General features: G+C 73.5%; 24 protein-coding genes. 16 read left to right on the plus strand and 8 right to left on the minus strand.

The window, feature by feature from the left end:
- Positions 1–213 precede the first annotated feature (213 nt).
- From OG519_RS33135 to OG519_RS33145, 3 genes are read left to right on the plus strand one after another with little or no spacing between them, the layout of a single operon-like run.
- Positions 214–1,611 (plus strand): DUF6421 family protein, encoded by a 1,398-nt coding sequence (locus OG519_RS33135; protein WP_405592002.1) that lies wholly within the window; start codon positions 214–216, stop codon positions 1,609–1,611.
- Positions 1,612–1,634: 23 nt separating this feature from the next.
- On the plus strand, positions 1,635–2,393 hold the full coding sequence (locus OG519_RS33140) for an SDR family NAD(P)-dependent oxidoreductase (protein ID WP_405593171.1): 759 nt from the start codon (positions 1,635–1,637) through the stop codon (positions 2,391–2,393).
- Positions 2,372–3,472, plus strand: coding sequence for a threonine aldolase family protein (locus OG519_RS33145; RefSeq protein ID WP_405592004.1), 1,101 nt, complete (start codon positions 2,372–2,374; stop codon positions 3,470–3,472). The genes OG519_RS33140 and OG519_RS33145 overlap by 22 nt, the downstream gene beginning before the upstream one ends.
- 84 nt (positions 3,473–3,556) lie before the next feature.
- On the opposite strand, the gene OG519_RS33150 is transcribed toward OG519_RS33145, so the two are convergent.
- Entirely contained in the window at positions 3,557–3,964 is a 408-nt protein-coding gene (locus tag OG519_RS33150) for a DUF4395 domain-containing protein (protein ID WP_405592007.1), read from the minus strand.
- Between the two features lie 195 nt (positions 3,965–4,159).
- On the opposite strand from OG519_RS33150, the gene OG519_RS33155 reads away from it, so the two are divergent.
- The 5 genes from OG519_RS33155 to OG519_RS33175 all read left to right on the plus strand — a co-directional run bounded on the left by OG519_RS33155 (position 4,160) and on the right by OG519_RS33175 (position 9,003).
- On the plus strand, positions 4,160–4,585 hold the full coding sequence (locus OG519_RS33155) for a thioredoxin family protein (protein ID WP_405592009.1): 426 nt from the start codon (positions 4,160–4,162) through the stop codon (positions 4,583–4,585).
- A gap of 192 nt (positions 4,586–4,777) precedes the next feature.
- The gene (locus OG519_RS33160; RefSeq protein WP_405592012.1) at positions 4,778–5,305 is read left to right on the plus strand and encodes a flavin reductase family protein; all 528 of its coding nucleotides are present in this window, start codon (positions 4,778–4,780) and stop codon (positions 5,303–5,305) included.
- Between the two features lie 360 nt (positions 5,306–5,665).
- Positions 5,666–6,451 (plus strand): electron transfer flavoprotein subunit beta/FixA family protein, encoded by a 786-nt coding sequence (locus OG519_RS33165; protein WP_405592014.1) that lies wholly within the window; start codon positions 5,666–5,668, stop codon positions 6,449–6,451.
- A gap of 67 nt (positions 6,452–6,518) precedes the next feature.
- Complete coding sequence (locus OG519_RS33170) at positions 6,519–7,481, plus strand: electron transfer flavoprotein subunit alpha/FixB family protein (protein WP_405592017.1); 963 nt, start codon at positions 6,519–6,521, stop codon at positions 7,479–7,481.
- A gap of 247 nt (positions 7,482–7,728) precedes the next feature.
- Entirely contained in the window at positions 7,729–9,003 is a 1,275-nt protein-coding gene (locus OG519_RS33175; protein WP_405592020.1) for a DUF6986 family protein, read from the plus strand.
- 180 nt (positions 9,004–9,183) lie between these two features.
- Here the strand turns inward: OG519_RS33175 and OG519_RS33180 are convergent, their stop codons facing one another.
- Positions 9,184–10,182 carry a LacI family DNA-binding transcriptional regulator gene (locus OG519_RS33180; protein ID WP_405593173.1) on the minus strand — a complete coding sequence of 333 codons (999 nt, stop codon included), beginning with the start codon at positions 10,180–10,182 and terminating at the stop codon, positions 9,184–9,186.
- 214 nt (positions 10,183–10,396) lie between these two features.
- On the opposite strand from OG519_RS33180, the gene OG519_RS33185 reads away from it, so the two are divergent.
- Both OG519_RS33185 and OG519_RS33190 read left to right on the plus strand, forming a co-directional pair.
- Complete coding sequence (locus OG519_RS33185; RefSeq protein WP_405592023.1) at positions 10,397–11,368, plus strand: ROK family protein; 972 nt, start codon at positions 10,397–10,399, stop codon at positions 11,366–11,368.
- A 451-nt stretch (positions 11,369–11,819) separates the two neighbouring features.
- Positions 11,820–12,854 (plus strand): NUDIX domain-containing protein, encoded by a 1,035-nt coding sequence (locus OG519_RS33190; RefSeq protein WP_405592026.1) that lies wholly within the window; start codon positions 11,820–11,822, stop codon positions 12,852–12,854.
- Between the two features lie 99 nt (positions 12,855–12,953).
- On the opposite strand, the gene OG519_RS33195 is transcribed toward OG519_RS33190, so the two are convergent.
- A complete protein-coding gene (locus tag OG519_RS33195; protein ID WP_405592029.1) occupies positions 12,954–14,324 on the minus strand; it encodes a dipeptidase in 1,371 nt (456 codons plus the stop codon).
- A gap of 168 nt (positions 14,325–14,492) precedes the next feature.
- On the opposite strand from OG519_RS33195, the gene OG519_RS33200 reads away from it, so the two are divergent.
- The gene (locus tag OG519_RS33200; protein ID WP_405592031.1) at positions 14,493–15,731 is read left to right on the plus strand and encodes a geranylgeranyl reductase family protein; all 1,239 of its coding nucleotides are present in this window, start codon (positions 14,493–14,495) and stop codon (positions 15,729–15,731) included.
- 63 nt (positions 15,732–15,794) lie between these two features.
- Here the strand turns inward: OG519_RS33200 and OG519_RS33205 are convergent, their stop codons facing one another.
- On the minus strand, positions 15,795–16,367 hold the full coding sequence (locus tag OG519_RS33205) for a nitroreductase family deazaflavin-dependent oxidoreductase (protein ID WP_405592034.1): 573 nt from the start codon (positions 16,365–16,367) through the stop codon (positions 15,795–15,797).
- A 162-nt stretch (positions 16,368–16,529) separates the two neighbouring features.
- Between OG519_RS33205 and OG519_RS33210 the strand changes: the two genes are divergently transcribed.
- From OG519_RS33210 to OG519_RS33220, 3 genes are all read left to right on the plus strand, one after another.
- Positions 16,530–17,297, plus strand: a complete 768-nt coding sequence (locus tag OG519_RS33210) for a TetR/AcrR family transcriptional regulator (protein ID WP_405592037.1) — start codon at positions 16,530–16,532, stop codon at positions 17,295–17,297.
- A 108-nt stretch (positions 17,298–17,405) separates the two neighbouring features.
- The gene (locus OG519_RS33215) at positions 17,406–18,719 is read left to right on the plus strand and encodes a sensor histidine kinase (protein ID WP_405592040.1); all 1,314 of its coding nucleotides are present in this window, start codon (positions 17,406–17,408) and stop codon (positions 18,717–18,719) included.
- Entirely contained in the window at positions 18,716–19,381 is a 666-nt protein-coding gene (locus OG519_RS33220) for a response regulator (protein WP_405592043.1), read from the plus strand. Before OG519_RS33215 ends, OG519_RS33220 begins: the two co-directional genes overlap by 4 nt.
- Here the strand turns inward: OG519_RS33220 and OG519_RS33225 are convergent.
- Together OG519_RS33225 and OG519_RS33230 are read right to left on the minus strand one after the other, a co-directional pair.
- Positions 19,342–19,647 carry a DUF6332 family protein gene (locus OG519_RS33225; RefSeq protein ID WP_405592046.1) on the minus strand — a complete coding sequence of 102 codons (306 nt, stop codon included), beginning with the start codon at positions 19,645–19,647 and terminating at the stop codon, positions 19,342–19,344. The genes OG519_RS33220 and OG519_RS33225 overlap by 40 nt on opposite strands.
- Before the next feature lie 116 nt (positions 19,648–19,763).
- Positions 19,764–21,281, minus strand: coding sequence for an MFS transporter (locus tag OG519_RS33230; protein ID WP_405592049.1), 1,518 nt, complete (start codon positions 21,279–21,281; stop codon positions 19,764–19,766).
- A gap of 86 nt (positions 21,282–21,367) precedes the next feature.
- Here OG519_RS33230 and OG519_RS33235 point away from each other — a divergent pair, with 86 nt between their 5' ends.
- Entirely contained in the window at positions 21,368–21,763 is a 396-nt protein-coding gene (locus OG519_RS33235) for a MarR family winged helix-turn-helix transcriptional regulator (protein ID WP_405592052.1), read from the plus strand.
- Between the two features lie 151 nt (positions 21,764–21,914).
- On the opposite strand, the gene OG519_RS33240 is transcribed toward OG519_RS33235, so the two are convergent.
- Positions 21,915–23,363, minus strand: coding sequence for an MFS transporter (locus OG519_RS33240; RefSeq protein ID WP_405592055.1), 1,449 nt, complete (start codon positions 23,361–23,363; stop codon positions 21,915–21,917).
- 17 nt (positions 23,364–23,380) lie between these two features.
- On the opposite strand from OG519_RS33240, the gene OG519_RS33245 reads away from it, so the two are divergent.
- Positions 23,381–24,604, plus strand: coding sequence for an ROK family protein (locus OG519_RS33245; protein WP_405592058.1), 1,224 nt, complete (start codon positions 23,381–23,383; stop codon positions 24,602–24,604).
- Positions 24,605–24,658: 54 nt separating this feature from the next.
- On the opposite strand, the gene OG519_RS33250 is transcribed toward OG519_RS33245, so the two are convergent.
- Entirely contained in the window at positions 24,659–25,402 is a 744-nt protein-coding gene (locus tag OG519_RS33250; RefSeq protein ID WP_405592061.1) for a DUF2797 domain-containing protein, read from the minus strand.
- Positions 25,403–25,847 lie beyond the last annotated feature (445 nt).

Raw genomic sequence — 25,847 nt, forward strand, 5'->3', positions numbered from 1 at the left:
TCGCCCCGCCGGGGCAGGCCCGTCGCCCGCCTGCCCGGCCCAGCATCAAACGGGCATCTGACGCAACTTTTGTTGCGCCATTCGGGAATGAGGCGGGAAAAACAGCGGCCTGTGGCGACCGTGACCGGACGATCTCCACAGGCTCCTCTTGATGCGGCGCCGACGACATGGATACGGTGTCGTGACGGCAGTTTCTCTTGTGGAGGTGGGGTCATGGCCGAAGTTCTTACGCCGCGAGCGTCCGGGAAAGACGGGATATCCGGCGCGGACGTCATCGACCATCCCCAGTGGGCGGTGCTGAAGCAGGCCGTGGAGGCCATCAGGCCCTGGCAGGCGAAGGACGGCTCGATCGACTTCGCGGCCGACGACGCGCCCACCCGGGACGACGCCGCGCGCACCCTTGACCGGGTCGTGGACGCGATCGGACAGCTCTCCCCGCTGCTCCCGCACGACGCGGCCTACCACCAGGCGCTGGTCACCGATCTGCGCCGCTGGTCCGACGGCGGCTTCGCGGTACCCGACTTCCTCGACTCGCTGCTCGCCTTCCGGCCCGCCGGAGACCGCCGGGACGGCCTCCAGCACCTCGTGGTCTTCCCGATGTACACGCAGAACGGCAACCCGGACCGCAATCTGGAAGCCGTCGTGCTGCGGGTGGTGTGGCCGGAATGGCTCGCCGAGCTGGAGCGCACTCGGTACGACAACCCGCTTTTCGTACCGATCACCTTCGAAGACTTCACTCCGGGTTACGACACCAACTCCGCCGTGCTCTTCCCGGAGACCGTCGCCGTCCGGCAGGCGCCCGAGCGCTGGACCTGGGGGGCCATCTTCTGCGACCGCGAGGCGGCCCGCTTCCGCGCGGTGACGGCCGCCGCCGTGGACACCCTCGGCCTCGAACTGCCCGAGGAGGCCTCCCGGTTGGTCGAGGACCAGCAGCTGGCCGAGCAGACCTTCGTGCTCTGGGACATGATCCACGACCGCACCCACAGCCACGGCGACCTGCCGTTCGACCCGTTCATGATCAAGCAGCGCGCGCCCTTCTGGATGTACGGCCTGGAAGAGCTCCGCTGCGACCTCACCTCCTTCAAGGAGGCGGTCAAGCTCCAGGCAGAAGGCCACCCGATGGGCCTGGGAGTGCAGTACGCGATCCTCTTCGACCGGCTCTTCCGCTTCCCGGTGACCGGCGCCAGGACCCGCAACTACGACGGCCTCGGCGGACAGCTCCTCTTCGCCTACCTCCACAAGCACGGCGCCGTGCGCTGGACGGACAACACCCTGCACATCGACTGGGAGCTCGCGCCCCGGGTGACCAACCAGCTCTGCGCCGACATCGAGACCCTCTACCGGGACGGCATCGACCGCCCCAAGCTCGTGCACTGGTTCGCCGCCTACGACCTGGTCGCGACGTACCTCTCGCCGCACCCCGGCTCCGTGTGGGCCAAGGGCCCGGGCGCCCTGGACCTGTCGCTCCCGCCGCGCAAGCTGGTCGACGACGTGCTGCCGGACGAGTTTCCGCTCAGCATGTTCTACGAGGCCCTTGCGAAGAAGCTGCGCGAGGTGATCGCCTCGACCAAGGGCATCACCGGCGGCACCGCCGTCCGGAGTGCCGCGTGAGTGGAGCGGCCGAGGAGGCGGAGATGGCGACCGACACGTACACGGGCGGTCTCGAAGGCGCGGTGGTCGCGGTGGCGGGCGCCGGCGGCGCGGCGGGGCGCGCCGCACTGAAGCGGCTGGCGCGGGCCGGCGCCCAGGTGATCGCGGCCGACGCCGATCCCGAGCACCTCGCCGCGTCGGTCGACGCCGCACGCGTCGAGGCGCCGGGCGCCGAGGTCACCGGTGAGATCGTCGACCTCCTCGATCCGGAGGCCACCGAGGACTGGGCGGCCAGGATCGAGAAGGACCACGGCCGGGTCGACGGCCTGGTCCACCTCGTCGGCGGCTGGCGCGGCTCGGCCTCCTTCCCCGAGACCGATCTGGCCGACTGGGATCTGCTGCACAGACTGCTGATCCGTACCGTCCAGCACACCTCGCTCGCCTTCCACGACGGACTCATGCGCAGCCCGGACGGCCGCTATGTGCTGATCAGCGCGGCGGGCGCCGCGGCACCCACCGCCGGAAACGCCGCCTACGCCGCCGCCAAGGCCGCGGCCGAGGCGTGGACGCTCGCCCTCGGCGACTCCTTCCGCAAGCTGAGCGGGGAGAACGGGCTCACCACGGCGGCCACTGTGCTGGTGATCAAGGCGTTGGTGCACGATGAGATGCGGGCCCAGCGGCCCAACGCCAAATTCGCCGGCTACACCGACGCGGCGGACCTCGCCGAGGCCGTCGCGGCGCTGTGGAACCGGAGCCCTACGGAAGTGAACGGGACCCGACAGTGGCTGACGCCCCGACCGTGACCGACCAGCCCGCCTCGGACGCCGAACGGCGTCACGACCCGCGGGTGCGCGGATTCGCCAGTGACAACTACGCGGGCGCGCACCCCGAGGTCCTCGCCGCGCTCGCCCTCGCCAACGGCGGCCATCAGGTCTCCTACGGCGAGGACGCGTACACAGCACACCTCCAGGAGGTCTTCCGCTGCCACTTCGGGCCGACCGCCGAGGTCCACCCGCTCTTCAACGGCACCGGCGCCAACGTGACCGCGCTCCAGGCCGTCACCGAACGCTGGGGCGGTGTGATCTGCGCCGAGTCCGCGCACATCAACACCGACGAGTGCGGTGCCCCCGAGCGGGTCGGCGGTCTGAAGCTGCTCACCGTGCCCACCCCGGACGGCAAGCTCACCCCCGAGCTGATCGACGCGCAGGCGTTCGGCTTCACCGACGAACACCGGGCGCAGCCCCAGGTCGTCTCCATCACCCAGACGACCGAACTCGGCACCTGCTACACCCCCGAGGAGATCAAGGCGGTCTGCGACCACGCCCACCAGCTCGGCATGGCCGTGCACCTGGACGGGGCCCGGCTCGCCAACGCGGCCGCCTTCCTCGATCTGCCGCTCGCCCGCTTCACCACCGAGGCGGGGGTGGACATCCTCTCCTTCGGCGGCACCAAGAACGGTCTGCTCTTCGGCGAGTGCGTGGTGGTGCTCAGCCCCGACCGGGTCCGCGGCGTGCCGTATCTGCGCAAGGCCGGCATGCAGCTCCCGTCCAAGATGCGGTTCGTGTCCGTACAGTTCGAGGCCCTGCTCACCGGTGACCTCTGGCTGCGCGGCGCCCGGCACGCCAACGCGATGGCCCGCCGCCTGGCGCGGGCGGTCGCGCGGATCGAAGGGGTACGGGTGCTGCGGCCCGTCGAGTCCAACGCCGTCTTCGCGATCCTGCCCCGCGAGGTCAGCGAGCGGCTCCGCAAGCGCTACCGCTTCTACTTCTGGGACGAGGCGACGGGCGAGGTGCGCTGGATGTGCGCCTTCGACACCACGGAAGAGGACGTGGACGGCTTCGCGGCGGCGATCGGCGAGGAGCTGAGCGCGTACGCGGGGTGACCCTGGTGACCGCGGTGACCGCGGTGACCGCGGAGACGGCGGAGACGGCGGCTGAACCGCTGGTGGCCGCCGGGCCCCCGGCGGTCAGGCGGTCGCCCGCTTCAGCAGGACGTACATCTCGCAGCCGAGGCAGTAGGCGAAGGCCGCGTTGAGGAAGGCGGCGGCCAGCGCGCACGCGGTCGCCGCCACGCCCAGCCACTGCGGCCCGACCAGGTAGCCGAGCACGCCGACCGCCGCGAAGGCCAGTCCCACCGCTTGGGCGAAGCGCGGCGGCGCCGCGTCCTCGGTGGCCGGCGGCGGCCCGATCCGCGGCCTGATCAGCGTGCGGAAAACCCAGCCGTGCGGCGAATTCCGCACACCCGCGACGGCGCCCACGGCGAAGAACACCGTCTGTACGGCGAGCAGCCACCCGTTGCCGGTGACCAGCGCGATCGCCAGCACCACGGTGGTCAGCGCGGCGCCGAAACGGGGGCCTCGAACATCGATCTCCATGACCTGAATCATGACGCGCGTCGCGGTCGGACCGCCGACGGGAATCATTGCGGGCGCGTGAACGCTGCAACCGATCGAACGGTGGTGGCTCCGCCGGCTTCACGGGCGGCGCCCGGGGCAGGAACCAGCGGGGCCGGGCAGGGAACAGCAGGCAACAGCGGGAATCAGCAGCGAGCGAAGAGGCCGGGAGGCGCGGTGCCGACAGGACTGATCGTGTGCCTGGCGGTGCTCGCCTCGGCGAGTGTTTACGGCGTCGTGCACCGGCGCGGGGACGGGAGGGTCCGAGTGCGGGCGAAGGACAGCGCCGAGCGGCTCACCGCCGAGGACCTGGGTGAACCGCTCGGCGAGCGGGCCACCCTGCTCCAGTTCTCCAGCGCCTTCTGCGCGCCCTGCCGGGCCACCCGGCGGGTCCTCGGCGAGGTGTCGGACATGGTCCCCGGGGTGCGGCATGCGGAGCTGGACGCCGAAGCCCATCTCGAACTGGTCCGGCGGCTGAACGTGCTCAAGACACCGACCGTGCTGGTGCTCGCCGCCGATGGCGCCGTCGTCCGCCGAGCGGCCGGCCAGCCGCGTCGCGCCGATGTGATCGCGGCCCTGGGTGTGGCGGTTGAGCCGGTGTGACGGTCATTCCATCTGCTGAGCGGCCCTTGACGGTTCGCCCGCCGGATCGTCACTCTGACGTTATGTCCGGTGACCCCCTGCTCCACGCGCGCATCGACGTCGACCTCGGACGTCACGCCAGCGCGCGCTGTCGGGGCTGATGAGCGTCTTCGACCCGCCCGCCGCAGACCCGCTCGCCCAGAAGGACTTCATGTGACCGCGCCCATCGATCTGGGATCCGGCAGCGACCGGTACGGGGACGCCGGAGTCGCCCCGGCGCTCTTCCGCTCCGTCTTCCGCCGGCACGCGGCCGGCGTCGCGGTGATCACCGCCATGGGCGCCGACGGACCGGTCGGCTTCACCGCCACCTCGCTCTCCTCGGTGGCGGCGGAACCGCCGCTGCTCTCCTTCGGCATCAGCGTCGGCTCCTCCTGCTGGCCGACCGTCGCCGAGGCGTCCTTCGTGGGCGTGCACATACTCGGCGAGCACCAGGAGGCGCTGGCCGCCGTCTTCGCCCGCAGCGGGGCGGACCGCTTCGCCCCGCCCACCGCCTGGTCGGTGGGGCCCTACGGGGCGCCGCTGCTCGACGGGGTCTCCGCCTGGCTCGTCGGCCGCGTCGCGGCACTGGTGCCGGCCGGCGACCACCGGCTGGTCATCGCGCACGCCGTGGCCGGCGATCCGGCCGGTCCCGGCGGTCCGCTCCTCTACCATCAGGGCGACTTCCACCGGCTCCCGCACTGAGTCCGCCGGCGGACCCACGCGGCGTCGGTTCCCCGGCCCGCCCCGCCCCGCCCCGTCGCTGTGCGCGGGCCGGGGAAAGGCCGCGCCCGCCCACTCCGTCGGTCACTTCCGGTCACGGGCGATGACACCCTGTCGCGTCGGCCAGGTCACACCGCGGGGGCCTTGCGGATGCGTCGGCGCGTCTGTGTACTGGCGAGTAATATCTCGGTCGGAGCAGTTCCCGCGCCCCGGCCGGGGACCGCCGCCGCAGGCGCCTATGCTGCCGTTACGGGGCGTCATCCGGTTCTTCACCGGCCGGCCGGCGGTCTTGTCCGGGGCAGTTCACGAAGACGTGCAGGACGAAGCAGTAGGAGAGCAGGCGTGAGCTTGAGGATCGTAGTCGCAGTGAAGTATGTGCCCGACGCCACGGGTGACCGTCACTTCGCCGAGGACCTGACCACCGACCGCGACGCGGTCGACGGCCTGCTGTCGGAGCTTGACGAGTACGCGGTGGAGCAGGCGCTGCAGATCGCCGAGGCGGCGGACGACGCGGAGGTCACCGCGGTGACGGTGGGCCCGGAGGACGCCAGGGGAGCGGTGCTCAAGGCGTTGCAGATGGGTGTCGCCAAGGGGGTCCACGTCGAGGACGACGCGCTGCACGGCACCGACGTCATCGGTACGTCGCTGGTCCTCGCCAAGGCCATCGAGCACATCGGCTACGACCTGGTCGTCACCGGCATGGCGTCCACCGACGGCACCATGGGCGTCCTGCCCGCGCTGCTCGCCGAGCGGCTGCGCGTCCCGCAGGTCACCCTGCTCTCCGAGGTCGCGGTGGCCGACGGCAAGGTCACCGGGCGCCGGGACGGCGACGTGGCCAGCGAGCAGCTCGAGGCGTCGCTGCCGGCGCTGGTCTCGGTCACCGACCAGTCCGGCGAGGCCCGTTACCCCTCCTTCAAGGGCATCATGGCCGCCAAGAAGAAGCCGATGGAGTCCCTGGACCTGTCGGACCTCGGCATCGACCCGGCCGAGGTCGGTCTCGGCGGCGCCTGGACGGCCGTCGAGGAGGCCACCGCGCGTCCGCCACGCACCGCGGGCACGATCGTCAAGGACGAGGGCGAGGGCGGCAAGCAGCTCGCGGAGTTCCTGGCCGCGCAGAAATTCATCTGATCCGTCCGATCAGCGTCCCGGGCCCGCCCGCCCACGCCCCGCAGACCTTTCGCAGGAGTGCATTCCCATGGCTGAAGTCCTCGTCTACGTCGACCACGCGGACGGTGCCGTCCGCAAGCCCACCCTCGAACTGCTGACCCTGGCCCGCCGGATCGGTGAGCCGGTCGCGGTCCACCTCGGCCCCGGCGCCGACACCGCCGCCCCGGTACTCGCCGAGCACGGCGCCGTCCGGATCCTGACCGCCGACGCCCCGGAGTTCGCCGACTACCTCGTCGTCCCCAAGGTGGACGCACTGGAGGCGGCCGCGGCCGCCGTCTCCCCGGTCGCCGTGCTGGTGCCCTCCTCCGCCGAGGGCAAGGAGATCGCCGCCCGGCTGGCCCTGCGGCTCGGCTCCGGCATCATCACCGACGCCGTCGACCTCGCCGCGGGCGACGAGGGTCCGATCGCCACCCAGGCGGTCTTCGCCGCCGCCTTCACCACCAAGTCCCGGGTCAGCAAGGGCACCGCGGTGATCACCGTCAAGCCCAACTCGGCCCCCGTGGAGGCGGCCCCCGCCGCCGGCACCGTCGAGCAGCTCGCGGTCACCTTCGGCGACCTCGCCACCGGCACCAAGGTCGTCCAGCGCACCGAGCGCACGTCCAGCGGGCGGCCTGAGCTCACCGAGGCCGCGATCGTGGTGTCCGGCGGCCGGGGCGTCAACGGCGCGGAGAACTTCTCCGTCATCGAGCAGCTCGCCGACTCCCTGGGCGCGGCCGTCGGCGCCTCGCGCGCGGCGGTGGACGCCGGCTGGTACCCGCACAGCAACCAGGTCGGCCAGACCGGCAAGTCGGTCTCGCCGCAGCTCTACATCGCCAACGGCATCTCCGGCGCGATCCAGCACCGGGCCGGCATGCAGACCTCGAAGACCATCGTGGCGGTCAACAAGGACGCCGAGGCGCCGATCTTCGACCTGGTCGACTACGGCGTGGTCGGCGACCTCTTCCAGGTCGTCCCGCAGCTCACCGAGGAGGTCAAGGCCCGCAAGGGCTGATCCCCGCAGACCGGAACCCCCGCAGCCGGCTGCGCCGCCCGGACCTGCCCGGGCCCGCTCCCCGCCATGGTCCCCGAACGCCCCGCCCGGGTGTTCGGGGACCATCGTGCGTCCGACGGTCCGACGGTCCGACGGTCCGACGGTCCGGCCGTTCGGCGGGTTCGCGTCCGGGTGCGGCGAGGCCCTGTTGACCCTCCGCCACGTCCCCGGCTAGCTTCGGCTTCAACGGTTTGTTGAGGAGGCGCTGATGCGGACCGTGACGACGCTCGCGGACACCGTGCGGACGGACATCGGCGCCTCGCTCGCCGCCACCGACGCCGAACTCGCGCGCCGCTACCCGGGCGACCCCGGCACCCGGCAGCCCGTGCACACCGTCTACGTCCCCGCCGACGCCTTCACCGCCAGGACCGTACGCGACTGGGGGGACGCCGCGCTCGCCGCACTGGACACCCACGCGCCGGACGCGGACGCTCTCGGCGCCGTACTCGGCCTGCCCGCCGGGCTCGCCGCCGAGGTGCACGACCGGGTGCGCGCCAAACTCCGCCGTGAGCCGGTCGAGGACCTGCGGATCGACTTCGAGGACGGGTACGGGCCGCGCCCGGACGCCGAGGAGGACGCGGCCGCGATCGCCGCCGCCCGTACGGTCACCGAAACCCTGTCCGGTCCGGTCGGCCCGGCCGGTTCGGCCGCGCCCCCGTACATCGGCATCCGGATGAAGTGCCTTGAGGCCGCGGTGCGCGACCGGGGCATCCGCACCCTCGACCTCTTCCTCACCGGGCTGCTCGACGGCGGCGGGCTGCCGGCCGGACTGGTCCTGACCCTGCCCAAGGTGACCTTCCCGGCGCAGGTGGCCGCAATGGTCCGGCTGTGCGAGGAGTTCGAGCGGGCCGCGCGGCTGCCGGCCGGCCGGATCACCTTCGAGATCCAGATCGAGACCACCCAGTCCGTCCTCGGCCCGGACGGCGCCGCGACCGTCCCCCGGCTGATCGAGGCGGCGGCCGGCCGCGCCACCGGATTGCACTACGGCACCTTCGACTACAGCGCCGCCTGCGGCATCAGCGCCGCCCACCAGTCGCCGGACCACCCCGCCGCCGACCACGCCAAAGCCGTCATGCAGGTCGCCGCGGCGGGAACCGGGGTGCGCCTGTCCGACGGCTCCACCAATGTGCTGCCGGTCGGCTCCACCGAGCGGGTGCACGACGGCTGGCGGCTGCACTACGGCCTGGTCCGGCGGTCGCTGGCCCGCGCGTACTACCAGGGCTGGGACATGCACCCGGCCCATCTGCCCACGCGGTACGCCGCCACCTACGCCTTCTACCGGGAGGGCCTGGACGCCGCCGCGGCCCGGCTCGCCGCCTATGTGGCGAAGGCCGGCGGCGACGTGCTGGACGAGCCGGCCACCGCGCGGGCGCTCAGCGGCTTTCTGCGCCGGGGCCTGGACTGCGGCGCGCTGGACCCGGCCGAGGTCACCGGGCGGACCGGCCTGAGCCGGGCGGAACTGGACGGGCTCGCGGGACGGTAGCGGATCCGGTCCGTAGACCGGTCCCCGTCCGGGGCCGCATGGGCCGGGCCGCCTGGGCGCGGGCGCCCGGGGTCGTCAGCGGGAAGCCGGCGGAGATTCCTTGGAGGGGGAAGCCGGGTGCCTCCACGGGAACCGGACGCGGGCCGCGGCGCCCGAGCGGGCGGGGGCGGCGCCGACGGGTCAGGACGGCGGGATCTCGCCGGAGCCGCGCGGGATGAGCCGGGCCGGCAACTCGATCCGGGTCGGCTCGTCCCCGTCGGGACCCGGGCCGACGCCGTCGAGGCGGCGGAAGAGCAGTTGGGCCGCGCTCCGGCCGAGGCCCGGCGCGTCCTGCGCGACCACCGTCACCGGCGGGTTGAGCAGATCGGCCAGCTCGAAGTCGTCGAAGCCGACCAGGGCGATCGGACGCGGCAGCGCGGACAGCACCCGGACCGCCGTCACCGTGACCCGGTTGTTGCCGGCGAAGAGGGCGGTGACCGGCTCGGGCCCGGACAGCATCACATCGAGCGCGGCCCGCACCTGCCCGGGATCGGTCGGTCCCATCGCGCACCACTCGGGCCGCACCGGCAGCCCCGCCTCGGCCATCGCCTCGCGGTAGCCGCGCAGCCGTTCGGCCGCGGTGTGGATGACCGCCTGGTCGCCGATGAAGCCGATCCGGCGGTGGCCGTGGGCGACCAGGTGCGCCACGCCCTCCCGGGTGCCGCCCGCGTTGTCGGTGAGCACCACGTCCGCGTCGAGCAGACCCGCGGGCCGGTCCACGAAGACGGTGGCCACCCCGGCCTCCATCTCCGGGAGCAGATAGCGGTGGTCGTCGGCGGCCGGCACCACCACCAGGCCGTCCACCCGGCGGGCGCAGAAGGCCAGCACGAGTTCCTGCTCCCGCCGCGGGTCCTCGGCGCTCGACCCGGTGAAGAGCAGCGCCCCGTGCGCCCGCGCCACATCCTCGACGGCGCGGCTCAGCGCCGCGTAGAAGGGGTCGGCGAGATCCTCCAGGACCAGGCCGACGCTGGAGGTGCGCCGGGTCCGCAGCAGCCGCGCGCTGTCGTTGCGCCGGAAGCCCAGCGCGTCGATGGCCGCCTGCACGCGGGCCACCGTGTCGGGCGTGACGCCCGGCTCCTCGTTCACCACCCGGGAGACCGTCTTGAGGCCGACGCCGGCCCGGGCGGCGACGTCCTTCATGGTGGGGCGGGGGGTACGGCCGGGTGTCTGGGTCACGGTTCGTAGTATTCCCTGTGGCAAGTGATGGACAACGTTGTCAGAGCTAGGCGAGACTACCTCCGGGACCGTTACCGCGGAATCCCGGGAGAATGACCCGAGAAGAAAGCCGCGCTGAGCCGGCTGCGCCCTGGCCGCGACGAGGCCGGGCGAACGACCAAGAGGAGAGCCCCGAACGATGCAGTCCTTCGCCGCGACCGGTCCACTCGTGGCCGCACTGGACATCGGCGGTACGAAGATCGCCGGGGCGCTCGTCGACGCGGAGGGCCGGCTGGTGGTACGGGCGCTGCGGCCGACGCCCTCGGCCCACCACGGGGAGATCGTCATGGGGGCGGTCGCCGAGGTGCTGGCGGAGCTGCGGGCGGCCGCGCAGTGGCCGGACGTGGTCGCCGTCGGAATCGGCAGCGCGGGACCGGTCGACGCGGCGCACGGCACGGTCAGCCCGGTCAACGTGCCCGGCTGGCGCGACTTCCCCCTCGTCCCCCGCATCGCCGCGGCGACCGGCGGCCTGCCCGTCGTCCTCACCGGCGACGGGGTGGCCATGACCGCGGCCGAGCACTGGCAGGGCGCGGCCCGCGGCTACGACAACGCGCTGTGCATGGTCGTCTCCACCGGCGTCGGCGGCGGGCTGGTGCTCGGCGGCACGCTGCTGCCGGGGCCCACCGGCAATGCCGGCCATATCGGGCACATCAGCGTCGACCTCGACGGCGACCTGTGCCCCTGCGGGTCGCGCGGCTGCGTGGAGCGGATCGCCAGCGGCCCCAACATCGCCCGCCGCGCGGTCGAGTCCGGCTGGCGGCCACCGGCCGGCACCGACGCCACGGCCGCCGCCGTCGCCGCGTCGGCCCGGGCGGGCGACCCCCTCGCCCTCGCCTCCTTCGACCGCGCCGCCCAGGCGCTGGCCGCCGGAATCGCCGCGACGGCGACCCTGGTGGAGATCCATGTCGCGGTCATCGGCGGCGGAGTCGCCAATGCCGGACCCCTGCTTTTCGACCCCCTCCGCGAGCACCTCACCCGGTACGCGACCCTCTCCTTCGCCGCCGGTGTCGACGTGGTCCCCGCCAAACTCGGTACCGACGCCGGCCTGGTGGGCGCGGCGGCGGCCGCCGCGCAGGCGCTGAACCTGGAGTCCTTCACGGCCGGGGTGTAGGGCCTGCCGGCTGGATCCCCGCGGCGTCGCGGGGCCCGCCGCGCCCTCCCGCTGCTGCCGCCGAGATGCCCCCGGACCCGTCCTCTCGCCCGGGGCGTCGTCCGGGGGCGGCCCCGGGCGACGGCCCCCGGGCCTGGCGGCAGGGGAGGTTCCCCCACCGCGTCGCCTCCCTCCTCGGCCTTGGCTCCGCACGCACCGGACCCCGCCCCTGCCCCATGGAGATCCGGACGCAGGCCCAAGCACCATCGGGGGAGCGGTCGGCCGCCGGGGGCGGCGGGCGGCAGTCCGCGGGTAGGCAGGGCGCGCGTGCCGACGCCCGTTGCCGGGGGAACGTTCCGCCCGCATGCCCGGCGGCGCGCGGGGGACGCGGGTCATGGCCACGGCGGGCGGTCGCGTTTGCCGATGCCGATGATCCGGGCAATTCGTAGGGGTCTACGGAGAAGGGGGCACCGTGATCATCTGGGTGAACGGGGCGTTCGGGGCGGGCAAGACCAGCGCGGCACGGGAAATGCTTGACCTGATACCGGCAAGCACCCTGTACGAACCAGAGGTCCTCGGCGGCTGTCTGTGTCGGCTGCTGCCCGGGCAGAGACTTCAGGAAGTCACCGCGTACCAAGAACTTCCCATCTGGCGCAGACTCGTGGTCGAGACCGCGGCCGCGCTGCTGGCCGAGGTGGGCGGGGTGCTGATCGCCCCGATGACCCTGCTCAGGCAGGACCACAGGGACGAGATCTTCGGCGGCCTCGCCGCTCGGGGGATCGAGGTCCGGCATGTGGTGCTCGAGCCGGGAGAAACGATCCTGCGGGCGCGGATCGCCGCCCGCACCGACCACCCCGACGACCAACCGAGCGACGAGCTCGCCCGCCGCTGGGCCCTGGACCGGATCGCCGACTACAAAGAGGCGCTCTCCTGGCTGGTACGGGACGCGTATCTGCTGACCACCGCCGGGCTGACGCCCCGGCAGACCGCGCTGGCGCTGACCGAGGCGATCGACCGGGGGGCCGGGTCCTGCGGCATCGTCCAGACCCCCGAACCGCGCGCCGAGACGGTCGCCGCCGGGGTACTGCTCTTCGACGACGCCGACCGGGTGCTGCTCGTCGATCCCACCTACAAGCCAGGCTGGGAGTTCCCCGGCGGCATCGTCGAACGGGGCGAGTCCCCGGCCGCGGCCGGCCGCCGCGAAGTGGCCGAGGAACTCGGCATCGAACTCACCCGCGGCCTCGAACTCCTCGTCGTCGACTGGGAACCACCCCGGCCCCCGGCCCACGGCGGCCTGCGGCTGCTCTTCGACGGCGGCCGGGTACCCCACGCCGACATCGGCCGGCTGCTGCTCCCCGGCGCCGAACTGCGCGACTGGCGGTTCGTCACCGAGGACGAGGCGGCCGACCTGCTGCCACCGCAGCGCCTCGACCGGCTCCGCTGGGCGCTGCGCGCCCGCGAACAGGGCCGCCCGCTCAACCTCGAAGCGGGCCACCCGGCTCAGTGACGGCCCGCTCCGCCTCCGGGCGCCGAGCCCGCCGCTATCCGCCCGTTTCTGCCGACCGCCCGCGCGGCGGCGGAGACGGGCGCACCCGCACGGCCGCTCTCACACGCCGAGCCCCGCCGACTGCGACGCGGCGTAACGCCGCAGGAACAGCGCCTCGGTCAGCGACATCAGCTCCAGCTCCCGCGGCGAGACGCTCTCGTTGACCGCGTGGATCCGCGCCTCCGGCTCGCTCAGCCCGATCAGCAGGATCTCCGCTCGCGGGTACAGGGTGGCCAGCGTGTTGCACAGCGGGATCGAACCGCCCTGGCCCGCCTCCGCCATCTCCTCGCCGTACGCCTCCCGCATCGCCTCGGCCATCGCCGCATAGGCGGGACTGCTGGTGTCGGCGGCGAACGCCCGGCCGCTGCCGCGCTGCGTCACCTCGACCTTCGCGCCCCAGGGCGCCGCCGCGACGAGGTGGTCGACCAGCGCCTTGGCCGCCACATCGGTGTCCATCCCCGGCGGGACCCGCAGGCTCACCAGCGATGCCGCGGTCGCCTGCACCGAGGGAGTGGCGCCGACCACCGGCGGCGCTTCGATACCGAGCACCGTCACCGACGGCCTGGCCCACAGCCGGTCCGCGATGCTGCCGGTGCCGATCAGTCCGACCCCCTCCAGCACCCCGGCGTCCCGGCGGAAGTCGGTCTCCTCGTAGGCGGTCCCCGCCCACTGGCCCGCGGCGTCCAGTCCGTCGATCGTGGTGGCGCCGGTCTCGTCCCGCAGCGACGCCAGCACGGCGATCAGCGCCGCCAACGCGTCCGGGGCCGCCCCGCCGAACTGCCCCGAGTGCAGATTGCCGCTCAGCGTGGTGAGCCGGACCTCCATCGCCACCATGCCGCGCAGCGACGACGTCACCGTGGGCACCCCCACCCGCACATTGCCCGAGTCACCGATCACGATGGTGTCGGCGGCCAGCAGCTCGGGGTGCTCCTCGGCATAGCGCTCCAGGCCGCCGGTGCCCTGCTCCTCGGAGCCCTCGACGATCACCTTGACGTTGACCGGGACCCGGCCCTGCTCCTTCAGCGCCCGCAGCGCCGTGAGGTGCATCAGCAGACCGCCCTTGCAGTCCGCGGCGCCCCGCCCGTACCAGCGGCCGTCCCGCTCGGTCAGCTCGAACGGCGGCGACAGCCACGCCGACTCCTCCAGCGGCGGCTGCACGTCGTAATGTGCGTAGAGCAGCACCGTCGGCGCGTCCGCCGGGCCGGGCAGATAACCGTAGACCGACTGCGTCCCGTCGGGGGTGTCGAGCAGCGCCACCTCCTGGAAGCCCTCCGCCCGCAGCGTCTGCGCCACCCAGGCGGCCGCCTTCTCGCACTCGCTGCGGGGGAACTGGCGCTCGTCGGCCACGGAGGCGAACGACACCAGCTCGGCCAGCTCGGTCCGCGCGCGGGGGATCAGCGACGCGACGGTGTCGGCAAGCGGAACGGACATAGGACTCTCCTAGCAGGGACGTACGGAAATCTTGCGCTCGTCGCGGTCGCTTGCGACCGTGTCGGCTCGCTGCCGATGGTGCCACAGCGAGCTGTCGGCGGCGGGCGCAATAGGATGCGGCTGAACAGCGAAGACAGCCGAACGGGTTGAGCGGGAGCGGAAACAGACGTGAGCGGTGCACAGGCGCAGGACAGCGGTGCCGGGGACGGCGAAACCTCCTCGGTCTGGGACGTCGTGGTGATCGGCGCGGGCCCAGCCGGAGCCTCGGCGGCCCATGCGGCGGCTGTGACCGGCCGCCGGGTCCTGCTGCTGGAGAAAGCCGAGCTGCCCCGGTACAAGACATGTGGTGGCGGCATCATCGGCTATTCCCGGGACGCGCTGCCGCCCGGCTTCGAACTGCCGCTGCGCGACCGGGTGCACGCGGTGACCTTCAGCCTCAACGGCAGGCTGACCCGCACCAAGCGGTCCCGGCACATGCTCTTCGGGCTGATCAACCGGCCCGAGTTCGACGCCGGGCTGGTCGACGCCGCCCGCGCGGCCGGCGCCGAGGTGCGTACCGGGGTGACCGTCTCCCGGGTCGAGCAGCACGGGCCCGGCGTGCCCGACCGCCGCACCGTCGCGGTGATCGTCGGCTCCGACGGCAAGCGGGCCGAAGAGGTGGTCTACGCCCGGTCGGTGGTGGGCGCCGACGGCAGTGCGAGCCGGATAGGAGCCCATGTCGGGGTGAAGCTGGACCAGGTGGACCTCGGGCTGGAGTCCGAGATCCCGGTGCCGGCCTCCGTCGCCGAGGACTGGGCCGGACGGGTGCTGATCGACTGGGGGCCGCTGCCCGGCAGCTATGGCTGGGTCTTCCCCAAGGGCGACTCGCTCACCGTCGGTGTGATCTCGGCTCGCGGTGACGGCGGTGCCACCAAGCGCTATCTCGACGATTTCATCGCCCGGCTCGGCCTGGCCGGTTTCGAGCCCAGTGTCTCCTCCGGCCATCTCACCCGCTGCCGCGCGGACGACTCGCCGCTGTCCCGGGGCCGGGTGCTGGTGTGCGGTGACGCCGCCGGGCTGCTCGAACCCTGGACCCGGGAGGGAATCTCCTACGCGCTGCGCTCCGGCCGGCTCGCCGGGGAGTGGGCGGTGCGCATCGCCGAGTCCCACGACGCGGTGGACGCCCGCCGTCAGGCCCTCAACTACGCCTTCGCGGTGAAGGCCGGACTGGGTGTCGAGATGGGGGTCGGCCGCCGTATGCTCACGCTCTTCGAACGCCGTCCCGGGCTGCTGCATGCCGCACTCACCACCTTCCCGCCGGCCTGGCGCGCTTTCGTCGGGATCACCCGGGGCAAGCTCTCGCTCGCCGAACTCGTCCGCAACCATCCGCTCGCCCGCCGGGCGCTGGGGACCGTGGACCGGGCCTGACCGGTCCGGCGGCCCTTCGGCGCGGTCGTGGCCGGGCCGGTCGGGCCGGGCCGCGGTGTCCGCTCACTCACCGTCGAGGGCGTGGACTCGGAAGACCGGGTGCTTGGGGGCCATCGCCCGCAGCTCCGCATCCGTGGAATCCGGGCCCACCCCGTCGAAGAAGACGCCGACCTCGGCCTTCCAGCGCTTGAGGTACGCCCGCAGGATGGCCGGCTTCTCGTCGTCCGGGACCTCGGTCGCGGTGAACTCCTCCACGTGTGATCCGAGCAGGAGCTGGCCGCCGCCGGCCGCCCTCATGTTGTGTGTCCACTGCACATGGCCGCGGGGCGCCACCAGATAGCGGCGGCCGTCCAGTGTCAGCAGATTGACGGGGGTGCGCCGCCACTCGCCGCTCTTGCGGCCGCGCACGGCCAGCACCCGGGAGCCCCAGACGCTGAACCCGCGCCTGGTCAGCCAGGCCACGGTGCGATTGGCGACGTGGACGGTGAACCAGCCCGGCTTCTTCACGTGCAGCGACTGGTCCGACGTCCCCTGCCCCGACGCGCCCGCGCTCGACGTCCCCTCGCTCGACGTGCGCTGCTTCGACCCTTCCTGCGCCTTGACCGGCTTGACGATGTGCTCGATGACCTGTGCCATGATCTGCTCCTCATCTGTGAGCGGTGCTCTCTGTTGAGAACAGCGTCTCAGGTCTTCCGGTGGAGTGCAAGAGCAGCGCTCTGTTTTTCACCCCCTGATCTCTTTTTACGACGACGCTCTCTTCTCCGATCGGCGATCGCCGGCTGTGGCACACTCGGTGACATGAGCGTGATCAGAGGAGCCAGGGAAAGGGCCCGCGTCGAGGTGACCGCGGCCATCAAGGACGAGGCCAGGCGGCAGCTCGCCGCCGAGGGCGCGACCCATCTGTCGCTGCGAGCCGTCGCCCGCGAGCTGGGCATGGCCTCCTCCGCCCTCTACCGGTACTTCCCGAGCCGGGACGACCTGCTCACCGCGCTGATCATCGACGCCTACGACGCGGTGGGCGAAGCCGCCGAGACCGCCCTGGCCGGCGCCGCCGGCGCGGCCCACGTCGACCGCTGGCTCGCCGTCTGCCGCGCCACCCGGAACTGGTCGGTGGCCCACCCGCACGAGTACGCCCTCATCTACGGCTCTCCGGTGCCCGGTTACAGCGCGCCCGACGACACCATCGCCCCCGCCTCCCGGGTCGCGCTCGCCCTCGTCCGGGTGATCAGGGACGCCCATCAAGCGGGGCGGCTCGGCGAACCGCAGGGCCGCCCGCTGGCCAGGCCGGTCCGTACCGACATCGCCCACCTCGCGGCCACCCTGGCCCCCGAACTGCCCGTCCCGGCCGTCGCCGCCCTCGTCGCCGCCTGGGCCCAGCTCTTCGGCATTGTCAGCTTCGAGATCTTCGGCCAGTTCAACAACGTGGTGGGGGAGCGCCCGGCGTTCTTCGACCAGGCGGCGGCGGCCCTGGCCCGCCAGGTCGGCCTCGACGTGTTCCCGGTACTCCCCGCGGAGCAGCCGCCCGGCCGCCCCCGGGCGGACGCCGGCCCGGCCGACGCGGTCTAACGTCGCGGGGAGGCGGCGGCGCGACCGGCGGGCAGCGGCGCGGGGAGGCAGCAGCCGACGCGACGGAGGCGGCGGGGCAGCGGCCGGGAGGGCACTAGCGTGAGGCACATGACGTACGAGGAACCGCCGGGGCCGCCGCGGCGCGGCTTCCCCGCCGCCGCACGTCCCGGCTGGCTGCCGCCGCTCGCCCTCGCCGTCGTCCAACTGCTCGGCTCCGCGGTGGCCGGACGCCACCAGGCCGACCGGGTCCAGCTCGACCCGGTCGGCTGCGCCCTGCTGCTGGCGGGCCCCGCGCTGCTGCTCCCGCGGCGGCGGCTGCCGGTGGCGGTGGCCGCCGCGACCGGGGCCGTCACGCTCCTCTACGTCGGACTCGGCTATCCCTACGGCCCGGTCTTCGCCGCACTGGTGGTCGCCTTCTTCGGCGCGGTCGCCGCCGGGCACCGCCGCGGCGTGCTCATCACCGCCGCGCTGGTCTTCGCCGGCCATGTGCTCGTCGGCGAGTGGCTCTTCCGGTGGCTGCCGCCGGCCGGCGACCACCGCATGTCGTGGCTGGAGGTCTCGGGGTCCGGTGCCTGGCTGCTCGCCGTGCTCGCCGCCGCCGAACTCTTCAGGGTCCGCCGCGAGCAGTTCGCCAGGGAGCGCCGCGAACGCGCCGAGGCCGAAACCCGCCGGGCGGACGAGGAGCGGATGCGGATCGCCCGCGAGCTGCACGACGTCCTCGCGCACAGCATCTCGGTGATCAACGTCCAGGCCGGGGTCGCCCTGGCGCTGATCGACGAGCACCCGGAACAGGCCCGCACCGCGCTCACCACCATCAAGGCCGCGAGCAAGGAGGCACTCGGCGAGGTCCGGCAGGTGCTCAGCGCCCTGCGGGCCCCCGGTGAGGCGCCCAGGACGCCCGCTCCCGGCCTCGACCGGCTGCCGGAACTGCTCGCCCAGGCACGCCTCGCCGGCCTCGCCGCCGACGTCACCATCGCGGGCGACCGCCGTCCGCTGCCCCCCGGCGCCGACCTGGCCGCCTTCCGGATCGTCCAGGAGGCGCTGACGAACACCGTGCGGCACTCCGGCTCCCGGTCGGCCCGCGTCCACCTCGGCTACCGAACGGGCACCGTCGAGGTGCGGATCGACGACGACGGACCCGCCGCCCAGCGCGTCCGGCAGGCAAGCGGCAACGGACTGGCCGGCATGCGGGAGCGGGCCGCCGCGCTCGGCGGGAGCGTCGAGGCCGGTCCCCGCCCGGACGGCGGCTTCCGGGTCAGCGCCACCCTGCCCTGCGCCGTGACCGACCCTCCTGACGGACGGACCGCCGACCGGCCCGGGTCACCGGCGCCGTCCACCGCGACGGCCGCCCGGGCCGGGGAGCGTACGGCCGCCGGCCCTGACCGCCCGGCCAGGGCTGCCTCCGCCGGCGGACGCTCATGATCCGGGTGCTGCTCGCCGACGACCAGGCCCTGGTCAGAGCGGGCTTTCGGGCGCTGCTCGACGCGCAGCGCGACATCGAGGTGGTGGGCGAGGCGGCCGACGGCGGGCACGCGCTGCGCCAGGCCCGCGAACTGACCCCCGACGCGGTGCTGATGGACATCCGGATGCCGCTGATGGACGGTCTGGCCGCCACCCGCGCGATCACCGGGGATCCGGCTCTCGCCGGGGTGAAGGTGGTCATCCTCACCACCTTCGAGCTCGACGAGTACGTCTTCGAGGCGATCCGGGCGGGCGCCTCCGGCTTCCTCGTCAAGGACACCGAACCGGCGGAACTGCTGCGCGCGGTACGCGCCGTGGTCGGCGGCGACGCGCTGCTCTCGCCGGGCGTGACCCGGCGGCTCATCGCGGAGTTCGCCGCCCGCTCCAGGGAGCCGGCGGCCGCGCTCGCGCTCGACCGGCTCACCGAGCGGGAGCGCGAGGTGATGGCCCTGGTCGGGATCGGGCTCTCCAACGAGGAGATCGCCCGCCGTCTCGTCGTCAGCCCGCTGACCGCCAAGACGCACGTCAGCCGGGCGATGGTGAAACTCGGTGCCCGAGACCGTGCCCAACTGGTGGTGATGGCTTATGAGTCCGGGCTGGTCCGCCCCGGCTGGCTGGGCTGACCCGCCGTCGGCTCCGCCCACCACAGCCGGTTCTGCCGCTCGAAGCGCCGCAGCGTCAGCGCCACCCGCCCGCAGAAGAGCCCGGTGGCCAGCACCACCGCTCCGGTGTACCACCCCTCGCGCGCCGTGCCGTGCGCCGCGTCGGCGAGCACCGGGCTGATCATCGCGGCGAAGCCCGCCGCGGCGAGCAGCATCCCGGTGGCGGCCGCGAAGACCATCTCGACCGTGACCGCGTCCCGTTGGTCCCGCGTACGCGCCTTGCGCATCCCGATTCCTCCCGCCTCGTCCCCCGACGGCCCGTCAAGTGTGCCATGGGAAGACCGATCGGCCCCGCACGTTTTCCGTTCGCGCGGGGCCGGAGTACCGGGCGGATCAAGGGAGTTCAGTCGCGGGTCACGAGCTTCTCGGCGGCCCCGCGGTTGAGTTCGTCCTCGCGGCGGGCGTCACGGTCCGCGGACGATGCCACCAGGACACCGTAGGACGGGGGACGCCGCCGCACTCCGGACAGGGTCAGCAGCAGTCCGGCCAGACCGATGCCGGTGACGACCCACAGGCCGGTCCGGTAGCTGTCCAGTACCGCCTGCTTGCCGGCCGGGTGGCTGCCGGCCTGGGCGGTCACCACCGCGGTGACGACCGCGAGGAAGATCGCGCCGCCCACCTGGAAGGAGGTGTTGAGCAGGCCGGAGACCATGCCCTGCTCCTCGTCCTTGACGCCGTTGGTGGCCTGGATGTTCAGGGACGGAAACGCCGTGGCGAAGGCGCCGCCGAGCAGCAGCATCGAGGGCAGGATGACCGCCGCGTAGCTCGGGTGCAGGTCGATGCGGAGGAAGAGGACGTAGCCGATGACCAGGGAGGTGAAGCCGGCCGCGATCACCCGGGTGGTGCCGAAGCGGTCCACCACCGGACCCATCCGGGTGGACAGGATCGCCACCAGGGAACCGGCCGGCAGGAAGGCGAGCGCGGTCTGCATCGCGCTGTAGCCGAGCACGTTCTGGAGGTACTGCGTGACCAGGAACTGGAAGGCGACGTACGAGCCGAAGAAGGTGGCGGCCCCCAGGTTGGCGCGCACCAGCGCCGAGGAGCGCAGCACGCTCAGCCGGATCAGCGGATGGGCGGTCCGCTGTTCGACCGCGACGAAGGCGGCGAGCAGCACCGCGACCGCGGCGAAGGAGCCCAGTGTGCGGGCCGAGGCCCAGCCGGCGTCCGAGGCCGAGACCACGGTGAACACCAGCAGCAGCATGGAGCCGGTGCCGGTGATGGCTCCCGGCAGGTCGTAGCCGCGGCCTTCGGTACGGTCGCGCGGAGTCTTGGGGATCAGCTTCAGACCGGCGACCAGGGCGATCACGGCCACCGGCGCGGGCAGCAGCATCGTCCAGCGCCAGCCCGCCTCGGTGAGGAAGCCGGAGAGCACCAGGCCCATGGAGAAGCCGGTGGCGCCGCAACTGGAGTAGATGGTGAGTGCTTTGTTGCGTACCGGCCCCTCGGCGAAGCTGGTGGTGATGATGGACAGGCCGGCCGGGGCGGTGAACGCGGCGCTCAGGCCTTTGACGAAACGGGAGGCGATGAGCAGTTCGCCGGAGTCGACGAGGCCGCCGAAGAGCGAGGCCACCGCGAAGACGGCGAGCGCGATGAGGAAGACGCGGCGCCTGCCCAGCAGGTCGGCGGCGCGGCCGCCGAGCAGCAGCAGGCCGCCGTAGCCGAGGATGTAGCCGCTGACGACCCACTGGAGCGACGACGTGGACAGGTGCAGGTCGGAGCCGATCGAGGGCAGCGCCACGCCGACCATCGACACATCGAGGGCGTCGAGGAACAGCGCGGCGCAGAGCACCAGGAGCGTGCCCCACTGCAAGGCGCTCCACCGCTCTTCACTACGGGGGACGGTGATTGACGGAGAGGTCATGGGCGCCAGACTTACATGCACGCGCATGTTATGCAAGCGCATTTAATGATCGTGCATATTGGCTGGTTTCCTGCTACCCTCACGGCATGACCGGCGACAACGATGAGCGGGCGCTCGTGACGGAATGGCGGGAGATCCTCGCCATCCATGCGCGCACGGCATGCGAGATCGACCGCGAACTCCACCCGTTCGGCCTGTGCGCCAGCGACTTCGAGGTGCTCGACGTGCTCGCCGGGGGACAGGCGGACGACGGCGGCTGCACCTTTCGCGTCCAGGAGCTCGCCGATCGGGTGCATCTGAGCCAGAGCGCGCTCTCCCGGCTGGTGGCCCGCCTGGAGAAGGACGGCCTGGTCGACCGGGGCGTGTGCAGCGAGGACCGGCGCGGCGTGCGGGTCGGGCTCACCGAGGCGGGCCGCGACCGCTACGAGAAGGCAAGGCCCGGGCATCGCGCCGTACTGGAGCGGATGCTGCCGAGGGACTGATCCGCCCCGCGCTCACCGCCCCCGCCGAGGTACTTCTTTCACCCGAAAGGTCCGGCTGCCCGCCCGAACGGTCCGCCCGGCGGCGTGACCTGTCCGGCTGCCCGGACCAATGGTCGACCGTCTTGCAGGGCCGGCCCGCACACCCCCGCTCTTACGCCACCGCGCCGCCCTTGCGCACGGCGTGCGCGATGCCCGCCGCCGCGGCGGCCAGCACCGAGACCGTGAGCAGCGCGGTCGGCAGCCCCAGCGCGTCGGCGAGGAAGCCGATCGACGGCGGTCCCAGCAGCATCCCCCCGTACCCCAGGGTCGAGGCGGCGGCCACGCCGCTCGGGCCGGTGAGCTGCCCGGCCCTCGCGATGGCGGTCGGGAAGAGGTTGGCCAGCCCGAGGCCGGTGACCGCGAAGCCGAGCATCACCAGCGGAATCGCCGGCGACAGCGCGCCGATCAGCATCCCGGCGCACGCGGTGAGCCCGCCGAGTACCAGCGCGCGGGTCTGGCCGAGCCGTTCCAGCAGCGCGGTGCCGAAGAGCCGGCCGACGGCCATGGCCAGCGCGACGCAGGCGTAGCCGGCCGCCGCGATACCCGAACCGCCGTGCAGGTCCTGCTGGATGTGCAGCGGGCCCCACTCGGCGAGCGCGCCCTCGCCGTACGCCGAGCAGCCCGCGATCAGGCCGAAGACGGTCACCAGCAGCGCGGAGGGATGGGCCGGTGCGGTGGCGGGCCGGATGGTCGGCCGAGCGGCCGTGACCGGCTGAGCGGCCGGGCCCGGCCGCCCCGCTGTGCCGGTTCCGCCGCCCCGGGCTTCCTGATCGAGTAGGGTCTGCTGACCTCGCGCCGTCTCCTGGGCCGGACGCGGGGAAGCGGCCTTCGGCTCGCCGGGCGCCGGCTTGTGGGCCCTCGGCTCCCCGAACGCCGGTCCCTGGTCGGCCGGCTCGGCGGCCGTGGACCCGGTCGCGGTCCGGCCGCGCAGAGGATGCGCCACCAGGACGCGTCCGGCCACCGCGACCGTGATCAGACCGATCGGGGTGAGCAGCAACAGATGGGTGGCGGGGGAGAGATGGGGGGCGAGCAGGCCGCCGATACCCGCGCCGACCAGGCCGCCCAGGCTGTACGCGGCATGGAAGCCGGACATCACCGGTCGGCGCAGCGCGGCCACCAGGTCAACCGCGACGCTGTTCATCGCGACGTTCAGACCGCCGTAGGAGATGCCGAAGCAGAGCAGCACCAGGCCGAGGGCGAGGGCCGAATGGGTGCGCGGCGGGAGGGCGATGCTCAGCGAGAGCAGGAGGGCGGTGCCGACGGTCACCCGCTCGCTGCCGAAGATCCGGCACAACCGCCCGGTGATCACCATGGTGGCCACCGCCCCCGCGGACACGCCGAGCAGTGCCAGGCCGAGCTGTCCGGCCGACGCGCCGACCTGCGCCTTGATGGCGGGGATGCGGACCACCCAGCCGGCGAAGAGGAAACCGTCGACGGCGAAGAAGACGGTGAGGGCGATCCGCAGCCGTCGCAAGGCGGGATCCGTGGCGGGAGTGTGGTGGGATCGGGGAAACGCGGGAAACGCCGCGAGAACAGTCCCTATTTTGTTTAGCGTCGGCACAAAGTCAGAATAGGGGGGTGACACAGATTCGGACAAGGCTTGAGCGAGGCCGGGGCGCGCTCGGCCCCGCGCTCTCCCTGGTGCACACCGGCCACGCGGCGACCCGCGCGCTGCTCACCGCGGAACTGGGCGTGACCCGCGCCACGGCGGGAGCCGTGGCCGCGGAGCTGGAGGCGCTCGGTCTGATCAGGGTCGACACCCGGCCCACCGGCCCGGCGGGCACCCAGGGCCGTCCTTCGCACCGGCTGGCGGTCGCCCCCGGCGGGCCGGTGGCGCTCGCCGCGCAGGTGCACGCGGACGGCTTCCGGGCCGCGCTCGTCGGACTCGGCGGGGAGATCGTGGCCACCGCGCCCGGCGCCATGACGGTGCCGGCCGACCCGGCGCAGGTGCTGGGGGCGGTCGTCGAGGCGGGCGCGGGCCTGCTGCGGGCCTCCGGCCGGGTGTGCGTCGGGGCCGGACTCGCCGTGCCGTCGGCGGTCGCGGAACCCGAGGGCACCGCGCTCAACCCCCTGCACCTCGCCTGGCCGGCCGGCGCGCCGGTGCGCCAGGTGTTCACCGAACAGATCGCCCGGGTCGGTGTCCTCGGCCCCGACGGCGCGCCGGTGCCGTCCTTCGTCGGCAACGACGTCAACGTCGCCGCGCTCGCCGAACACCGGCACGGCGCGGGCCGGGACGCTCAGCAACTCCTTGTCGTCGCCTCGGGGCACCGCGGCGTCGGTGGCGCGCTGGTACTCAACGGCCGTCTGCACACCGGCAGTTCGGGGCTCGCCCTGGAGGTCGGCCATCTGACGGTGCTGCCCGAGGGGCGGCCGTGCCACTGCGGCAGCCGTGGGTGCCTCGATGTCGAGGCCGACCCGCTGGCCTTCGTGGAGGCGGCGGGCCGCACCCCCGGCCCCGAGGTCTCGCTGCTCCAGCAGTCCATCGACCTGCTCCGGGAGGAGTACGCCGACCCGTCGGTACGGACGGCCGCGCGGGTGCTGATCGACCGGCTCGGCAGGGGGCTCGCCGGGCTGGTCAACGTACTCAACCCGGACCGCATCCTGCTCGGCGGCCTGCACCGCCACCTGCTGGACGCCGACCCCGAGGCGCTGCGGGCCGTGGTGGCCGACCACAGCTTGTGGGGACGCAGCGGGGGCGTGCCCGTGCTGGCCTGCGCGCTCGACCACAACAGCCTGGTCGGGGCGGCGGAGTTGGCCTGGCAGCCGGTGCTCGATGATCCGCTGGCGGTGCTCGGCGGCTGACGCCGGCGGACTCCCGTGCGCGCCGGCCCGGCCTTCGCTGGCGGCGCGCGGTGGTCAGAAGAGCGGCTCGGGTGCCTCCGCCGGGCGCCCGAGCGGCGCGGACGGTACGTCGGAAACGGCGTCGGCGGGGCCTTTGCGCAGCGGCCATCCGGCGGTCAGCCGGGTGTCGAGCAGCAGGACGCCGCCGGCTGTCTCGACTTGCACGTCGTGGCCGGCGACCACCCGGACCGTGCCGGCGAGCGTACGGCCCGGGGCGAGCGCCGTGATCCCGGCGGTCGGGGGCGCGGCGGGCAGGCCGAAGAGAGCTCCGTGGTCCACCGCGTGGAAGGACCGCAGCCGCAGCGAGTCCGGCAGGCGGTCCCGGACGGCCGTCACGTCGTCGTAGAGCCGCCGCAGTTCGTCCGCCCGGTGCGGTGCCTCCGGCAGGGTGTGCCGGGCGGCGCGCTTCGCCGAGTCGGGCACCCGGTCGCGGATGCCCAGCGCGGCGCCCAGCACCGCCTCCGTGCGGCGCGCCGTCATCAACGGGCCCTCGCCCAAGAAGGTGAAACACACGGCGGCCTGTTCCAGCAGCCGGGCGGTACCGCGGGCCACCGCGGTGATCCCGACCTTGTGCAGGCCGGGGCCGAAGGAGGCGAGGTAGACCGCGTACGGGCGCGGGTCATCCACCCGGGTGTCCGCCGCGACGGACGAGGAACGGTCCAGCGCGGCGCACGACTCGCACTGGTCCCGCCTGGCGTCGTGCGGCAGCGCCGCTTCGTACGGGCACGGCGTCCACCGGCCGGCCCGCCACACCCCCACGCACCGTCGTATCGCCCCCGGTCCCGGCGTGAGCGACAACGCGTCGCCCACCCGCAGCGGACTCGTCCGCTCCCCCCGCTCCGGATCCCACCACCCCCACCCGGCCGCCCCACCCCACCACCGAACCCCCGTACAGCGCCACATGCTTCCCACGGTAGGGCCACCCTCTGACACCGGAGCCGCGGGCTCCCCGCGGGGCGATACGGCTGCCCCCACGGGGGCGCGCCCCGGCCGTCTGTTCTCCCCGGCCGGGAGGTGCGGCCGGCGCCGGGTGCGGGGCGGGGTGGGCTGGTTCGGGGGCCGTGCCCCGGCTGTCTGTTCTCCCCTGCTGGGCTATGCGGCTGGCGCACGCAGTGCGGCGAGGTAGGGGGTGGGTGCTTCCGGTGGAGGAGATGCGGTGTCGCCGGGGGGAGGACGACTTCGGGGCGGTGGGGGGTCAGGCTCG

It is taken from the genome of Streptomyces sp. NBC_01190, assembly GCF_045039895.1.
Taxonomy (GTDB): Bacteria; Actinomycetota; Actinomycetes; order Streptomycetales; family Streptomycetaceae; genus Actinacidiphila.

Excerpts from the sequence above, each read along its gene's own strand:
- OG519_RS33135 (WP_405592002.1), top strand. The coding sequence starts at position 214 with ATGGCCGAAGTTCTTACGCCGCGAGCGTCCGGGAAAGACGGGATATCC.
- OG519_RS33150 (WP_405592007.1), bottom strand. The coding sequence starts at position 3,964 with ATGGAGATCGATGTTCGAGGCCCCCGTTTCGGCGCCGCGCTGACCACC.
- OG519_RS33140 (WP_405593171.1), top strand. The coding sequence starts at position 1,635 with ATGGCGACCGACACGTACACGGGCGGTCTCGAAGGCGCGGTGGTCGCG.
- OG519_RS33215 (WP_405592040.1), top strand. The coding sequence starts at position 17,406 with ATGACGTACGAGGAACCGCCGGGGCCGCCGCGGCGCGGCTTCCCCGCC.
- OG519_RS33230 (WP_405592049.1), bottom strand. The coding sequence starts at position 21,281 with ATGACCTCTCCGTCAATCACCGTCCCCCGTAGTGAAGAGCGGTGGAGC.
- OG519_RS33185 (WP_405592023.1), top strand. The coding sequence starts at position 10,397 with ATGCAGTCCTTCGCCGCGACCGGTCCACTCGTGGCCGCACTGGACATC.
- OG519_RS33195 (WP_405592029.1), bottom strand. The coding sequence starts at position 14,324 with ATGTCCGTTCCGCTTGCCGACACCGTCGCGTCGCTGATCCCCCGCGCG.
- OG519_RS33205 (WP_405592034.1), bottom strand. The coding sequence starts at position 16,367 with ATGGCACAGGTCATCGAGCACATCGTCAAGCCGGTCAAGGCGCAGGAA.
- OG519_RS33210 (WP_405592037.1), top strand. The coding sequence starts at position 16,530 with ATGAGCGTGATCAGAGGAGCCAGGGAAAGGGCCCGCGTCGAGGTGACC.
- OG519_RS33225 (WP_405592046.1), bottom strand. The coding sequence starts at position 19,647 with ATGCGCAAGGCGCGTACGCGGGACCAACGGGACGCGGTCACGGTCGAG.
- OG519_RS33220 (WP_405592043.1), top strand. The coding sequence starts at position 18,716 with ATGATCCGGGTGCTGCTCGCCGACGACCAGGCCCTGGTCAGAGCGGGC.
- OG519_RS33170 (WP_405592017.1), top strand. The coding sequence starts at position 6,519 with ATGGCTGAAGTCCTCGTCTACGTCGACCACGCGGACGGTGCCGTCCGC.
- OG519_RS33180 (WP_405593173.1), bottom strand. The coding sequence starts at position 10,182 with ATGAAGGACGTCGCCGCCCGGGCCGGCGTCGGCCTCAAGACGGTCTCC.
- OG519_RS33175 (WP_405592020.1), top strand. The coding sequence starts at position 7,729 with ATGCGGACCGTGACGACGCTCGCGGACACCGTGCGGACGGACATCGGC.
- OG519_RS33235 (WP_405592052.1), top strand. The coding sequence starts at position 21,368 with ATGACCGGCGACAACGATGAGCGGGCGCTCGTGACGGAATGGCGGGAG.